Origin of the sequence: Mesobacillus jeotgali, from assembly GCF_900166585.1 — a bacterium.
Lineage (GTDB): Bacteria > Bacillota > Bacilli > Bacillales > Cytobacillaceae > Mesobacillus > Mesobacillus jeotgali_A.
This window is the reverse complement of the sequence record NZ_FVZC01000008.1, coordinates 187549-203394: the sequence shown is the minus strand read 5'-3', so window position 1 is coordinate 203394 and position 15846 is coordinate 187549. Positions and strand designations below refer to the sequence as shown.

Genomic DNA, 15846 nt, shown 5'->3' with positions numbered 1-15846 from the left:
AACCCTCTAGAATCCAAGAGGGCATTTTATCTATCTTATGAAACGGTTTGTGAGTATTTTTTCACGGCTGCACGGATGTCGTCAATGTCGAAAGGTTTAGCGAAGTGGGTCAATGCTCCAAGGTCCATTGCTTCCTGGATCATATCAAGCTCGCCATAGGCAGTCATGATGATGACGCGTATATCCGGATCGATAACTTTCATTCTTTTTAAAATTTCAATGCCATCCATCCCCGGGATTTTCATGTCCAGAAGAACGAGATCTGGTGGATGTTTTTTTACTAGATCCAGGGCCTGGACGCCATTTGCAGCCTGATACGTTTGATAACCTTCTTTTTGCAGCACTTCATTAAGTAGAATTCTGATGCCAAACTGGTCGTCAACAATAAGTATTTTTTCTTTCATGCCGCCTCTTCCCCCTAATAAATGTAATAATGAGTATATACCTTTGACCAGGAAACGGTTACGTCCTATCCCCATTACACAATTCGTTAAGAATCTTGAAATTCCTGCCATATTTTCAAACTTATTTTCGACAGGTGCTTTTTTATTCTCATTGTAGTACTTTATAAACAGTATTGGCAAAGATGGAGGTGCAGTAATGTTAAAAATGTTTTCGACACAATTGGCCGGATTGTTCAACAGGCTGATGGAAAAAGAAGAATTTCCGATTGAAGATGGCGCGCGGCTGCTGGCACAGGCTGCGGCTGGCGATGGCAAAATTTATATTTTCGGCACTGATGAAATGAAGGCTATTGAGCTTGAAGCTATTTATGGTGAGGAACCCCTTCAATCGGCGGCCATTTTATCAGAAGAAACAGCGCTGGAATCCGCTGACCGCGTGCTTATCGTAAGCCGCTACGCAGATGATGAAGAGGCAGTCGGAATGGCACGTATTTTACAGGAAAAAGGGATTCCGTTCGTTGCTGTCTCTACCGTCCGGAATGAAAGTGAAGGGCTTAGCTCGCTGGCCGATGTCCATATTGACCTGCGAATCAAGAAAGGACTATTGCCGGATGATATGGGCAACAGAGTTGGCTATCCAACTTCTATGGCCGCCTTGTTCATCTACTACGGCTTGAGGTTCACAATCGAGGAAATATTAGAAGAGTACTAAGTAAGCTTGCTGAAATTGGGTTTAAATCAATAGAAACCGGATTAAATTCAATCATACTAGAATTAAATTCTGGGCATTAAACCGTCTAAAATTCATTAAATAACACAAAAAGCCGGTGATTTTTCACCGGCTTTTCCTCATTACTTGCTTGTCTTGATGGATGCTTCAATAAAGTCCCTGAATAACGGCTGCGGGCGCGTTGGTCTTGATGTGAATTCAGGATGGAACTGAGAAGCCAGGAACCAAGGATGGTCTTTCAGTTCGATGATTTCTACAAGACGGCCGTCCGGGCTCGTTCCAGAGAAGATGAATCCTTGCTTCTCCATTGCCTGGCGGTACTCGTTATTGAATTCATAACGATGGCGGTGGCGCTCATAAACCAGGTCGTCGCCATACGCAGCGAATGCTTTTGTATCTTCAGCTAGCTTACATGGATAGAGGCCAAGGCGAAGTGTTCCGCCAAGATCTTCGATGTCCTTCTGTTCTGGAAGTAGGTCGATGATTGGGTATGGCGTGTTTGGCATGATTTCCGCAGAGTGAGCGTCCTTCAAACCAAGTACATGGCGTGCGAATTCAACTGATGCCAGCTGCATGCCAAGGCAGATTCCGAAGAACGGCACTTTGTTTTCGCGCGCGTACTTTGTCGCAAGGATTTTTCCTTCAATACCACGATCACCGAACCCGCCTGGTACAAGGATGCCATCTGCGTCATTCAGCAATTCAACGACATTTTCTTCTGTAACTTCCTCGGAGTTGACCCACTTGATTTCAATATCGCTGTCAAACGCGTATCCTGCGTGCTTCAAAGATTCAACGACTGAAATGTAAGCATCTTGAAGCTCAACATATTTACCGACAAGGGCAATTCTTGTTTTTCCGGAAAGATGGGTCACTTTCTCAACCAGCGCATTCCACTCTGTCATGTCTGCTTCATTGCAGTCCAATTTGAAGTGTTCACATACAAGCTGGTCCATCTTCTGTTCCTGTAAGGAAAGAGGAATGGAGTAGAGTGTATCGGCATCTGTTGCCTCAATTACCGCTTCTTTATCAATATCACAGAAAAGGGCAATTTTTTCTTTCATATCATTAGAGATCGGCATTTCTGTACGCAGAACAATAATATTTGGCTGGATTCCCAGGCTGCGCAGTTCTTTTACGCTATGCTGGGTTGGCTTTGTTTTCATTTCGCCAGCTGCTTTAAGATAAGGAACAAGTGTACAGTGGATATACATCACATTGTCGCGTCCGGCATCATTCTTGATCTGGCGGATCGCTTCAAGGAATGGCAGGGATTCAATGTCCCCTACTGTACCGCCAATTTCAGTGATGACAACATCTGCGCCCGTCTCTTTGCCTGCACGGAAAACCTTGTCCTTGATTTCATTGGTGATGTGCGGAATAACCTGTACAGTTCCGCCAAGGTAGTCACCGCGGCGCTCTTTTTTCAGAACTGTTGAATAGATTTTTCCTGTTGTTACGTTTGAGTACTTGTTCAGGTTGATATCGATGAAGCGCTCGTAGTGTCCAAGGTCCAGGTCCGTTTCAGCGCCATCATCTGTAACGAATACTTCACCGTGCTGATACGGGCTCATCGTTCCCGGGTCAACGTTGATATATGGATCAAACTTCTGGATTGTCACATTCAAGCCTCTGTTTTTCAGCAATCTTCCAAGAGAGGCTGCTGTGATTCCTTTACCTAATGACGACACTACGCCGCCCGTTACAAAAATATACTTTGCCATTGTGTAATCCCCCTCATCAAACAGTTTGTACAATATGTACCTGTTTAATTGATTTATTAATAAAATTTTTAGCCTTTTCACTTGGCCTGCAGCTATAGAGGCAAGCCGATTTCATCGGGGGTTATTTTACGTCTGTAAAAATAAAAAAAACGCCCCGCATACAGAGTATGGGGAGCGTTTTGTGGCTGTTTTACTAAATCGCCCTTTTTTAAGGAGCCCAAAAAGTATTCTACATTCGGCGAAAATAAAAGTCAAGCTGTTAATTACAGATCTTCCTCTTCATCTTCTGCATCTTCATCTTCGAGTGGAAGATCTTCTTCGTCATCCTCAAGCAGTTCATCATCTTCATCGAAGTCGTCTGCATCTTCAATGTCCTCATCGAAGTCCTCTTCCTCATCATCGTCATCATCCAGGGCATCAACGTCATCATCTTCATCGAATTCGTCGATATCATCGTAATCAAGATCATCCTCGTCGATTTCATCAAAATCGTCAAGGTCAAGATCGTCCTCATCAACAGCTTTTTTCGCCTTCTTCTTCTTCGGCTTTACTGTGGTGACATTATCCTCTTCGATTTGGTCGACAGGATACCAGACGCGAAGTCCCCAGCGTCCTTCACCCTGGGACATGAAGCGTCCATCTATATTTATATCCGTATAAAACTGAACCATTCTTTCACTAGCATCGCCCTCGTCCAAGTTAAGAATGCTTCTGATTTCACCCATCAGCTCCTGGAAGGTAATCGCTTGTTTCTTTTCTTTTAAAACTTCATAGGCAACTTCAATCAATGACATCTCTTGAAGCTCTTCTTTTGAGTATTGGCTTAAACTCAATATTCGCACGTCCTTTCTCTATTCCAGGCCTTACCCGGCCACTTGTCCGAAAACAAGGAAAATATCCCAGAATACATATTCTACATTATAAACAAATTCTAAACCTTTATGCCAGTTTTATCTGCGGTTTTCTCGCCTTTTTTCGCTTTTCGATTCCGCTTTACTAACGCCAGGTTGCTTTCTTTTCTTCAACTGGCCGTATGCCAGGAAAAAGAAGACAATTGAGAGAATGAAAAATGAAATTGCACCTAGCTGGCGCTGATAGAGATAATACATGGCTGCAGCTGCCATTAAAGCCCCTGCCGTGAACAACACCGATCTCACAAGTTTCACATCCTGAAGTAGGTCGTATGTATTAGCTGATAACTAGATTATATAAGATTATCCGCCAAATGATAGGGAAAATTTGAAAAAGCTTGGGCAATCTTATACTGGTTACTAGTTTACGAAACAAACACAATAAAATGCAAGATGGCTCATAGTTATCCTACAAGCCATCCTGCCCTTTAGATCCTTTGCAAAATCTACTTTTATGCCACGTACTATTTCTATACACCATCTTTAATGGGTATAAACCAAGCTCTCTTTTACATATTCCTGCGGAACTGGCCGCCTACTTCGTAAAGTGCTCTGGTGATCTGGCCGAGACTTGCGTATTTTACTGTTTCCATAAGTTCAGCGAAGATGTTGCCGCCGCTGACAGCAGTTTCCTTCAGGCGATTGAGTGCTTCCTCGGATTGATCCTTGTTCTTATCCTTGAAAGATTCAAGATTGCGGATTTGTGTTTCCTTTTCCTCTTGTGTCGCCCTTGCCAGTTCCATCTTATCAATTTCTTCTTCTGATGGAGGGTTAGGATTCAGGTATGTGTTTACACCGATGATCGGAAGCTCACCGGAGTGCTTCTTCATTTCATAATACATAGACTCATCCTGAATCTTGCCTCGCTGGTATTGTGTTTCCATGGCGCCGAGCACGCCGCCGCGGTCATTGATTCGCTCGAATTCCTGAAGGACGGCTTCTTCTACCAAATCCGTCAGCTCTTCAATGATGAACGCCCCCTGGAGCGGATTTTCGTTCTTCGTCAATCCATGCTCCTTGGTGATGATCATCTGGATGGCCATCGCACGGCGGACCGATTCTTCGGTCGGTGTGGTAATCGCTTCGTCGTATGCATTGGTATGAAGAGAATTACAGTTATCATGCAAAGCCATCAATGCCTGCAATGTCGTCCGGATATCGTTGAAGTCGATTTCCTGGGCATGCAGAGAACGGCCTGATGTCTGGATATGGTACTTCAGCTTCTGGCTGCGTTCATTCGCGCCATACTTATTCTTCATGACCGTCGCCCAGATTCTGCGGGCAACACGGCCAATCACGGAGTACTCAGGATCAAGTCCATTTGAGAAAAAGAAGCTCAAGTTCGGCGCGAAATCATCGATTTTCATGCCTCTGCTCAAATAGTACTCAACATATGTGAAACCATTGGATAGAGTGAACGCCAGCTGCGATATTGGGTTTGCCCCTGCTTCCGCAATATGGTAGCCCGAAATTGATACAGAGTAGTAGTTCCGCACCTTCTCATCGATAAAATACTGCTGGATATCGCCCATCATCCTCAGTGCGAATTCAGTCGAGAAGATACATGTATTTTGACCCTGATCTTCTTTTAAAATATCTGCCTGAACCGTACCTCGGACAGTTTGAAGCGTCATTTCTTTTACCTGGGCAAACTCATCTTCATTCAGTTTACGCCCAAGTTCCTGTTCCTTCTTTTCCACCTGCTGTTCAATCGCTGTGTTCATGAACATGGCCAGGATAATCGGTGCCGGTCCGTTGATCGTCATCGAAACAGATGTGGATGGATGGCAAAGGTCAAAGCCTGCGTACAGCTTTTTCATGTCCTCAAGTGTACAAACGCTGACTCCGCTCTCGCCAACCTTGCCATAAATATCTGGCCGGTAATCAGGGTCTTCACCATATAAAGTAACGGAGTCAAAAGCCGTACTCAAGCGCTTTGCATCATCATCCTTGGAAAGGTAATGGAAGCGTCGGTTGGTTCTCTCAGGTGTTCCTTCCCCTGCAAACTGGCGCTTCGGATCCTCTCCCTCACGCTTAAATGGAAATACACCCGCTGTGTAAGGGAAGCTGCCCGGTACATTTTCAAGGTAAACCCAGCGTAAAATTTCACCGTAATCCTTGTATCTTGGCAAAGCGACCTTAGGAATGCTTAGGCCGGATAAGCTCTTGGTCTTCAGCTCGGTAACAATTTCCTTGTCACGAATTTTTGTGACAAATTGATCCGCACTGTATTTTTCCTTAAGAGCTTCCCAGTTTTCGAGAATATATTTTGATTCTGGTGTCAGCTTCTTCTCCGCTTCTTCCTTCAACACCTGAAGAGAGGAAAGCACTTCACTGTTTGTTTCTCTTTCTTTTACCGCTTCGATTGCTCCTCCAAGCTGGAACAATCTGCGTGCAAGGTCTGCCTGCTCAGCAGCATGCTTATGATACCCGCGTACTGTTTCTGAAATTTCACGCAGGTAGTAACGCCGATCATTCGGGATGATGACATTCTGCTTTTCCACTACAGCATTTGTAGCGAAAGGCGTCGTCCAGTCCGTACCTGCTTTTTCATTGATTTTATTCACCAGGGCAGCAAAAAGTGAGTTTGTGCCTGGATCGTTGAACTGGCTGGCAATCGTGCCGTATACAGGCATTTCATCCAGCTCTTTGTCCCAGAGGAGATGGCTGCGCTGGTACTGCTTCTGTACCTGTCGCTTTGCATCCTCTGACCCCTTACGTTCAAATTTGTTGATGACGATCAGGTCTGCATAATCAATCATATCGATCTTCTCAAGCTGTGACGGTGCACCAAATTCGCTGGTCATCACATACATGGAAACATCACAAACATCAGTAATCCCAGCATCTCCCTGGCCGATACCGCTCGTTTCGACGATGACAAGATCAAAGCCTGCTGCTTTTACAACATCGATAGCGTCTTTAATAGCCAGAGATAGTTCTGATTTCGACTTCCTTGTTGCCAGGCTGCGCATATAAACGCGCGGAGAGAATATCGCGTTCATGCGGATCCGGTCGCCAAGCAGGGCACCGCCTGTTTTTTGCTTTGTAGGATCCACTGATAAAATCGCAACTCTTTTTTCAGGAATTTCATTGATGAATCGTCTGATCAATTCGTCTGTCAATGAACTCTTACCAGCACCGCCCGTACCTGTGATTCCAACAACCGGGACTGCTTTTGTCATCGTCTTTACTTTTTCCATCAAGGTTTCCACAGCCGCCGCTGTTTCTTTTTCGCCGCCGACATGCTGCTCAGCAAGCGTAATCAGCTTGGCAACCGCATTCGGGTCACCGGCTTCCAGCTTCTCGATTTCCTCGACACCTTCCGCAGTCACTGTCGGGAAATCACATTCCTTGATCATCTGCTCGATCATGCCGTTCAGACCGTATTTCCTGCCGTCTTCCGGTGAAAAAATCCGGGCAATTCCGTACTCATGAAGCTCTTTTATTTCCCGAGGAATGATGACGCCGCCTCCACCGCCATATATGCGGATATGAGAAGCCCCTCTCTCCTTCAATAAGTCATACATATACTTGAAATATTCGACGTGCCCGCCCTGATAGGAAGAAATTGCAATACCCTGCGCATCCTCCTGGATTGCGGCATTGACGACTTCCTCAACGGAACGGTTATGGCCGAGGTGAATGACCTCGCCGCCCATTGACTGGATGATCCTTCTCATGATGTTGATTGAGGCATCATGGCCGTCAAACAAGCTTGAAGCTGTCACAAAGCGAATATGGTTCTTTGGCTTATACATTTCCGGCATACTCATTTTGTTCCCCCTGTTCCTAATTTCATTTCCGACCCCTTTAATCCCTTGAAAAGCAGTTCCGTCTGCAGCTCCGTATACTCCTCGAGTGTGTACAGCTTTTGCAGCGCCCAGCGGCGGAATCCCCACATCTGTCCCTGGACAAAAATATCATGGGCAATGATTTTGATGTGTTTTTCATCCAGGTCAAGCTCGCCATTCTCGACGCAGCGCTTGATCACATCCTCAAACATCCCCACCATCTCGATTTCTTTTTTCAGCACATAAGGAAGGGCATCCTTTGTCAGCGACTTTACTTCCTGATACATGACGAGCACTTCGTCCTGCAGGTCATCCATGACTTTAAAGTAATTGGCGATGCCGACCTTCAGGCTCTCAAGCGTCCCTTTGTTTGGGTCGAGATTCTCCTGAAGGCGTTCACGCACCTCGTCATAGATGCTGTCACAAACAAGGTACAGGACATCTTCCTTTGTGCGGATATATTCATAAAGGGTTCCGATGCTAAAGCCTGAAGCCCGGGCAATCTCTCTGGTGGTCGTGCGGTGGAAGCCCTTCTGCTTGAAAAGGGTAACGGCCCCTTTGATCATCTGGTCGCGCCTTTTTTTCACAAGTCGCTCATCTTTTACCGATGCCTGCACTTCTCGCTTTTTCATCAACATCTACCCCGCCTTGTTATTTCGTCAGCATCCTTGAGATAACAAGGCGCTGGATTTCCTGTGTTCCCTCATAGATTTGTGTGATTTTCGCGTCGCGCATGAAGCGTTCAACCGGATAGTCCTTCGTGTAGCCATATCCGCCGAACACCTGTACAGCTTCTGTTGTCACCTTCATTGCAGTGTCGCCGGCAAATAATTTGGACATTGCAGATTCCTTGCCGTAAGGAAGACCTTCAGACTCAAGCCATGCAGCCTGGTAAGTTAATAGTCTTGCAGCTTCTACTGATGTAGCCATGTCTGCAAGCTTGAAGCCGATTCCCTGATTCGCAGCGATTGGCTTGCCGAATTGCTGGCGTTCTTTCGCATAATCAACTGCAGCGTCAAGAGCACCCTGAGCGATTCCAACTGCCTGTGCAGCGATGCCGTTGCGTCCGCCATCAAGCGTCATCATCGCAACTTTGAAGCCTTCGCCGACTTCACCAAGGATATTTTCCTTTGGAACGCGGCAATCTTCAAAAATGATCTCTGTTGTAGGAGATGAGCGGATTCCAAGCTTTTTCTCTTTCTTGCCGACAGAGAAACCAGGGAAGCTGCTTTCGACGATGAATGCAGTCGTTCCTTTATGCTTGCTTGTCGGGTCAGTCAAAGCGAATACAACATAGATATCAGCTACGCCTCCGTTTGTGATGAAGATTTTAGAACCATTCAATACATAGTGGTCTCCATCTTCTTTTGCCGTCGTTCTCATCGCACCTGCATCAGAGCCGCTTCCTGGCTCAGTCAAACCATAGGCGCCAATGCTCTTTCCTTCAGCCATTGGCCTTAAGTACTTTTGTTTCTGCTCTTCGTTGCCGAATTTGAAGATCGGCCAGCCAGCAAGTGAAGTGTGTGCTGACAGCATAACGCCAGTCGATGCGCAAACACGTGATAATTCTTCTACCGCGATGCAGTATGCAAGATAGTCGCTGCCAATGCCGCCGTACTCTTCCGGCCAAGGAATACCAGTCAGGCCGAGTTCAGCCATCTTGTCAAAAATTTCGCGGTCAAAACGCTCTTCTTCATCACGCTCAGCAGCCGTAGGAGCCACTTCATTCCTCGCAAAATCACGAACCATCTTCCGGATCATTTCATGTTCTTCGGATAATCGAAAATTCATTTTTGTTTCCTCCGTTACAGGTAGTTTAGATTGAAATATTGGTATATTAGTGTCCTTTTTCAGATGCTCTGCTGATTTCAGTCGTTAATTGACTTTTAAGAATTCAGTTGCGCAACTGAACCTTCTTAATAACGAGACTTTCTGGACAGCTTTTCTGCTGTAATCACTTCATTAGGGCGTAATTGGCGTTTAAAAGGAACCTTATGCAACTTGATTTCACTACATAAGGGTGCGTTTAGCGCCTAAATTGGACCTTATGCAACTTGATTTCACTACATAAGGGTGCGTTTAGCCTCTAAATGGGACCTTATGCAACTTGATTTCACTGCATAAGGGTGCGTTTAGCGCCTAAATGGAACCTTATGCAACTCGATTTCACTACATAAGGGTGCGTTTAGCGCCTAAATTGTACCTTATGCAACTAATTTCACTACATAAGGGTGCATTTAGCGCCTAAATAGGACCTTATGCAACTCGATTTCACTGCATAAGGGTGCGTTTAGCGCCTAAATTGGACCTTATGCAACTTGATTTCACTACATAAGGGTGCGTTTAGCGCCTAAATTGGACCTTATGCAACTTGATTTCACTACATAAGGGTGCGTTTCGCGTTTAAATGAGCCCTTATGCAACTTAAATCCCAATATAAGGGTGCTATCCGCTTTTCTTTTACGACTTCCCCCGGTTACACCCGTTTTCGTGCCTCACTAGACTTCAACAATCGTTCTTACAACTGCTTACTAATAACAATCTTCTGGATCTCGCTCGTACCTTCGTAAATCTCGGTGACTTTCGCGTCGCGGAAGTAGCGTTCTACCGGGTAATCCTTTGTGTAGCCGTATCCGCCGAATACCTGGATGGCTTCGGTTGTGACTTCGACTGCTGTTCTGGATGTGAACAGCTTTGCCATGGAAGCTTCGATTCCGCATTTTTGTCCTTCTGAACGCAATTGGGCTGCGCGGTAGATTAATAGTTTTGCCGCTTCGACAGATGTTGCCATGTCTGCAAGCTTAAAGCCGACTCCTTGCTGGGCGGCGATCGGCTTGCCGAACTGGACTCTTTCTTTTGCATATGAAGTTGCTGCTTCCAAGGCAGCTTCGGCAATACCGAGTGCCTGCGCTGCAATGCCTATTCGGCCGGAATCGAGGTTGCTCATCGCAATCTTGAATCCTTCGCCTTCCTGGCCAAGCAGGTTTTCTTCCGGCACCTTCATGTCTTCAAATGTCAGCTGGACTGTACGAGAGCCATACAGGCCCATTTTGTGTTCGTCCTTTCCAACGATGAAGCCAGGCGTTTCTTTATCGACGATAAAAGCAGAGACACCCTTAGTACCTGCCTCAGGATTAGTGGAAGCAAAGACAATATACACATCCGCCTCACCGCCGTTTGTAATGAACACCTTTGATCCGTTCAGCACATAATGTCCATCTTGCTTGACCGCGCGGGTTTTCAGGCTGCCAGCGTCAGAGCCTGCGCTTGGCTCTGTCAGGCAGAAAGCGCCGAGGTATTCCCCGGAAGCCAGCTTAGGCACGTATTTTTTCTTTTGGTCCTCTGTCCCGAAGTACAGGATCGGATTTGTGCCTACGGATGTGTGCACGGACAGTATGACCCCAACAGTGGCACTGACCTTGGAGATTTCATGGATGGCGATGATGTAAGAAATGAAGTCCATCTCGGAACCGCCATACTCCTCTGGTACCGGAATTCCCATCAGGCCAAGTTCACCCATTTTCCTTAAAATTTCCCTCGGGAACTCGCCTTCCTCCATTTTTTCAACAAACGGGGCAATTTCTGTCTGCGCAAAGTCACGGACCATCTTACGCATCATTTCCTGTTCTTCTGTAAATCTCAGATTCATGGTTTCATCCTCCAGACGTCCAGACAGTGAGTATGTATGGACGTATTTGTCGCAAAACGATTTACTCGTATGTGTAGAACCCGCGGCCGGATTTTTTGCCTAGCCAGCCAGCTTTTACATATTTCCTTAACAGCGGGCATGGGCGATATTTGTCGTCGCCGAAGCCTTCGTGAAGTGTTTCCATGATGTAAAGGCAAGTATCCAGGCCGATTAAATCAGCAAGTGTCAACGGACCCATTGGATGGTTCATTCCAAGCTTCATGACTTCATCGATTGCTTCCTTTGTCGCGACTCCTTCATACAGGGTGTAGATCGCCTCGTTGATCATTGGCATCAGGATCCGGTTGGAAACAAATCCAGGAAAGTCATTCACTTCTACTGGAACCTTTTCCAGCGTTTTGGTGATATCTTCGATTGTCTGGTACACTTCATCAGCTGTCGCAAGTCCGCGGATGATTTCAACAAGTTTCATGACTGGCACTGGATTCATGAAATGCATGCCGATGACTTTTTCCGGACGCTTTGTCGCGGCAGCGATTTCGGTTATTGGCAGCGATGATGTATTGGAAGCCAGGATAGCATGTGCAGGTGCTATTTCATCAAGCTGGGCAAAGATTTTCGTTTTGATGTCCATATTCTCGACAGCTGCCTCGATGACCAGGTCGACCTTTCCCGCATCCTGAAGGTCGGTGGAGGAAGTAATCCTGCCAACAATCTCATCTTTCTGTTCAGCCGTCATCCGCCCTTTGTCGATCTGACGGCCAAGGTTTTTATTGATTCCGGATAGTCCACGTTCAACAAATTCCGGCTTCAGGTCATTTAAAAACACTTCATATCCTGCCTGCGCGCAAACCTGGGCGATACCTGAGCCCATTTGTCCTGCCCCGATTACCATAATTGTTTTAACACTCATCATTTCTCCTCCTACAAAGTTCGTTTCAATGGAGGGCTGCTTCCGCCAATACCCTCCGTCCATTTCCCTATTGTTTTGGAACCTCGATCATCACTGCGTCACCCTGTCCGCCGCCTGAGCAGATCGCCGCAATGCCGACCCCGCCGCCACGACGCTTCAGTTCATGCATCAAGGTCAGGATGATGCGCGCCCCGCTTGCCCCGATTGGGTGTCCAAGGGCAACCGCACCGCCGTTGACATTGACCTTCTCTGGATCCAGGCTGGCAATGCGTCCGCTTGTTAATGCAACTGCGGCGAATGCCTCGTTAATTTCAAAAAGGTCGATTTCTTCGAGCGATTTGCCAGTCTTTTTCAATAACTCATTGATGACAATTCCCGGGGTTTTCGGAAAGTCCTTTGCTTCTGTAGCGATTGCTGCATGAGCCAGGATCACTGCCTGTGGTGTGCGGCCCTCTCGCTGCGCACGCTCTTCACTCATCAGGACAAGTGCTGCTGCACCATCATTCACGCCAGGTGCATTACCTGCTGTGATGGTACCGTCAGAATTGAAAACAGAACCGAGTTTTGCCAGCTTTTCAACCGAGGTATCCTTCCTTGGCGCCTCATCATGCTGAACCAAAATCGGGTCGCCCTTTCGCTGCGGCACCTCAACCGGGATGATTTCTTCTGCAAGCTTCCCTGATTCAATCGCTGCAACCGCTCTCTGATGGCTGCGGTATGACCACTCATCCTGCTCTTCGCGGCTGATTTCGAATTCCTTCGCTACTTCATTTCCGTATGTTCCCATGTGGACTCCTTTGAAGCTGCAAGTAAGTCCATCATGAATCATCAGGTCTTTTACCTGGCCATCGCCCATCCTCAAGCCCCAGCGTGCCTTCGGAAGAATATAAGGCGCATTGCTCATCGACTCCATTCCGCCGGCAACGATCACTTCCTCGTCCCCTGCCCGGATGATCTGGTCGCCAAGTGTCAAGCTGCGCATACCTGATGCACATACCTTATTGACCGTTTCTGTTTTCACTTCCCAGGGAATGCCTGCTTCTCTTGCTGCCTGTCGTGAAGGAAGCTGTCCCTGTCCTCCCTGCAGCACGGTTCCAAGAATAACCTCACCGACTTCATCAGGGCTGACTTCAGCGCGTGATAACGCTTCTTTCACAGCGATTCCGCCTAATTGACTGGCTGTAAAGCTGCTCAATGCGCCGCCTAGCTTGCCAAACGGTGTTCTTGCCCCTGCTAAAATGACTGTTCTTCCCATTGCCATCTCTCCCTTTCAATCTATTAATTTTTGAAAATCATAAATACCTACGACGTTGAGTGACTGAACGCTCGCTCGAAACTGGTCCAAAAAAAATCGTGTTACTGATTCATGAGGTTTTAAAAGTGGGTTCTAGCTGAAGACGAATGAAAGCGCTTTATCATATTATTCATTTTACTTTAAAAATAGTAGAAATTGAAACACTTTGCTAAAAATTCTGCCATATGTCGAATTTTTAATGTGAGTCAACTTCTACTATTCAGGTTTTACGTATTCATTTTTAAGAAACTAATGGTTTGAGGTCACCGAAAACGGATTTTTCAAGAAGTTCTGCGACGTCAAGAGTATCAACGCTTTCTTCTACTTCCTTCGCCTTTGTGCCATCTGAAAGCATCGTCAGGCAGTAAGGGCATCCTGAACTGATGACTGACGGATTTACCGCCAATGCTTGTTCTGTACGGGAAACATTGATTCTGTGGCCCGTTTCTTCTTCCATCCACATTAAGCCGCCTCCAGCTCCGCAGCACATTGCCGTATCGCGGTTGCGTTCCATTTCCTTGAGATCGACACCTGGAATTGCCTTGAGGATATCACGCGGTGCGTCATACACCTCGTTATAGCGTCCAAGGTAGCAGGAATCGTGGAAAGTGATTGTTTCGTTCACCGCATGCTTTGGAACAAGCCTTCCTTCCTTGACCAGCTGGGCAAGAAGCTCAGTGTGGTGATATACCTCTGCTTCAAGGCCGAAATCAGGATATTCGTTCTTAAAGATATTGTATGCGTGAGGATCGATTGTCACGATCTTCTTCACTTCATTTTTCTCGAATTCTTCAATATTCTTTGTCGCAAGCTCCTGGAAAAGGAATTCATTGCCCAGGCGGCGTGGTGTATCGCCCGAGTTCTTTTCCTTGTTTCCAAGGATGGCGAACTTGACACCCGCTTCATTCAAAAGCTTAGCGAATGAAAGAGCGATTTTTTGGCTGCGGTTATCAAAAGAACCCATTGCGCCTACCCAGAATAAATATTCGAACTCTTCGTCTGCCTTTTTCATTTCTTTTACCGTAGGAATGACAACATCATCGCGAAGTTCGCGCCAGTTTTCTTTTTCTTTACGGTTCAAGCCCCATGGGTTGCCCTGGCGCTCAATATTTGTCATAGCGCGCTGTGCGTCAGCGTCCATCTTTCCTTCCGTCAATACAAGGTAACGGCGAAGGTCGATGATTTTGTCAACATGCTCGTTCATGACCGGACACTGGTCTTCACAGTTACGGCAAGTTGTACATGCCCAGATTTCCTCTTCTGTGATGACGTCGCCAATCATACTTGGGCTGTATGCAAGTGCTGCCGCTGATTCATTGACGCCCTGTCCTGCAGCTGCCAATGCAATCTGGTTGCCCTTTGTGTTTGAAAAAGCAAAAGTTGGGACCCATGGCTGTTTGGAAGTGACTGCCGCGCCGTGAAGCGTCAAATGATCACGGAGTTTGACGATCAGATCCATAGGAGAAAGCATTTTCCCAGTTCCAGTTGCCGGACACATATTCGTACAACGGCCGCATTCAACGCAAGCATAGAAATCGATCATCTGCTCATGGCTGAAATCGGTGATCTTTCCTGCACCGAATGTTTCCTGTGTTTCATCTTCAAAATCAATTTTTGTAATTTTTCCCGGAGAGTCCACTCTTGTCAAATAGACATTGGCTGGCCCGGCAATCAAGTGTGCGTGCTTGGATTGCGGGACATACACAAGGAACGCAAGCAGGAACAGTAAGTGAATCCACCATGCGATATAGAAAATCGTGATGGCGGCTGCCTGAGGAATGCCGCTGAATGCAGCAGCGATCAGCGACGCGACCGGTTCTGTCCAGGTTCCCTCATGGCCATGCCAGATCATGCCCATTCCGTTTCCAAGCAATACAGAAAGCATCAATCCGCCAATGAACAGAAGCACAAGACCATTTTTGAAACCGCGCTTCAAGCGGACAAGTTTTTCAACATAACGGCGGTAAAAAGCCCAGACTACCGCAACCAGAATCATTAAAGTGACGATTTCCTGGAAGAATGTGAAACCTGGATATAAAGGTCCGAGCGGCAAATGCGAACCAGGCTTGATTCCCTTCCAGATAAAATCAATAGCCCCAAATTGTACAAGAATGAATCCATAGAAAAACATAACGTGAATAATTCCACTCTTCTTGTCCTTCAAAAGCCTCTTCTGGCCAAAAACATGGACCCAAATCCTGCGCAAACGATCCTTGACATCATCATCAAACTCCGACTTCTTGCCGAGTTTGATGTATTCAATTCTCGTCTTGACTACGTAAACGAACAGGCTGATTGCGTAAGCGGTTACAAGAAGAAACGCAATAAGATTGATCCAAAGCAATCCGTTCATAAAAATCCTTTACCCCTTTCGATGCTGTTTTTTGGACGAAAATTTTTAACCAAACCAATTTTCTGAATATACCT

At 46.4% G+C, this 15846-nt stretch carries 12 protein-coding genes; 1 reads left to right on the top strand and 11 read right to left on the bottom strand.

Going from position 1 to position 15846, the window contains the following annotated elements; translation table 11 throughout:
- Positions 1-35: 35 nt before the first annotated feature.
- Positions 36-404 carry a response regulator gene (locus B5X77_RS06290; RefSeq protein WP_079506260.1) on the bottom strand — a complete coding sequence of 123 codons (369 nt, stop codon included), beginning with the start codon at positions 402-404 and terminating at the stop codon, positions 36-38.
- Positions 405-600: 196 nt separating this feature from the next.
- Here B5X77_RS06290 and B5X77_RS06285 point away from each other — a divergent pair, with 196 nt between their 5' ends.
- Positions 601-1116: a DUF2529 domain-containing protein gene (locus B5X77_RS06285; RefSeq protein ID WP_079506258.1), complete on the top strand. Its 516-nt coding sequence runs from the start codon at positions 601-603 to the stop codon at positions 1114-1116.
- Positions 1117-1256: 140 nt separating this feature from the next.
- Here the strand turns inward: B5X77_RS06285 and B5X77_RS06280 are convergent, their stop codons facing one another.
- From B5X77_RS06280 to B5X77_RS06235, 10 genes are all read right to left on the bottom strand, one after another.
- Positions 1257-2858 carry a CTP synthase gene (locus B5X77_RS06280; protein WP_079506256.1) on the bottom strand — a complete coding sequence of 534 codons (1602 nt, stop codon included), beginning with the start codon at positions 2856-2858 and terminating at the stop codon, positions 1257-1259.
- Between the two features lie 263 nt (positions 2859-3121).
- The gene (rpoE, locus tag B5X77_RS06275; protein ID WP_306807291.1) at positions 3122-3700 is read right to left on the bottom strand and encodes a DNA-directed RNA polymerase subunit delta; all 579 of its coding nucleotides are present in this window, start codon (positions 3698-3700) and stop codon (positions 3122-3124) included.
- Positions 3701-3808: 108 nt separating this feature from the next.
- The gene (locus B5X77_RS06270) at positions 3809-4015 is read right to left on the bottom strand and encodes a hypothetical protein (protein WP_079506252.1); all 207 of its coding nucleotides are present in this window, start codon (positions 4013-4015) and stop codon (positions 3809-3811) included.
- 263 nt (positions 4016-4278) lie between these two features.
- A complete protein-coding gene (icmF, locus tag B5X77_RS06265) occupies positions 4279-7539 on the bottom strand; it encodes a fused isobutyryl-CoA mutase/GTPase IcmF (RefSeq protein WP_079507594.1) in 3261 nt (1086 codons plus the stop codon).
- Positions 7540-7541: 2 nt separating this feature from the next.
- Entirely contained in the window at positions 7542-8195 is a 654-nt protein-coding gene (locus tag B5X77_RS06260; protein WP_079507596.1) for a TetR/AcrR family transcriptional regulator, read from the bottom strand.
- A 19-nt stretch (positions 8196-8214) separates the two neighbouring features.
- Entirely contained in the window at positions 8215-9354 is a 1140-nt protein-coding gene (locus tag B5X77_RS06255; RefSeq protein ID WP_079506250.1) for an acyl-CoA dehydrogenase, read from the bottom strand.
- Positions 9355-10081: 727 nt separating this feature from the next.
- Complete coding sequence (locus B5X77_RS06250; protein WP_079506248.1) at positions 10082-11212, bottom strand: acyl-CoA dehydrogenase; 1131 nt, start codon at positions 11210-11212, stop codon at positions 10082-10084.
- 61 nt (positions 11213-11273) lie between these two features.
- Entirely contained in the window at positions 11274-12125 is an 852-nt protein-coding gene (locus tag B5X77_RS06245; protein ID WP_079506246.1) for a 3-hydroxybutyryl-CoA dehydrogenase, read from the bottom strand.
- A 67-nt stretch (positions 12126-12192) separates the two neighbouring features.
- Positions 12193-13380, bottom strand: a complete 1188-nt coding sequence (locus tag B5X77_RS06240; RefSeq protein ID WP_079506244.1) for an acetyl-CoA C-acetyltransferase — start codon at positions 13378-13380, stop codon at positions 12193-12195.
- A gap of 280 nt (positions 13381-13660) precedes the next feature.
- Positions 13661-15772 (bottom strand): heterodisulfide reductase-related iron-sulfur binding cluster, encoded by a 2112-nt coding sequence (locus B5X77_RS06235; protein ID WP_079506242.1) that lies wholly within the window; start codon positions 15770-15772, stop codon positions 13661-13663.
- Positions 15773-15846 lie beyond the last annotated feature (74 nt).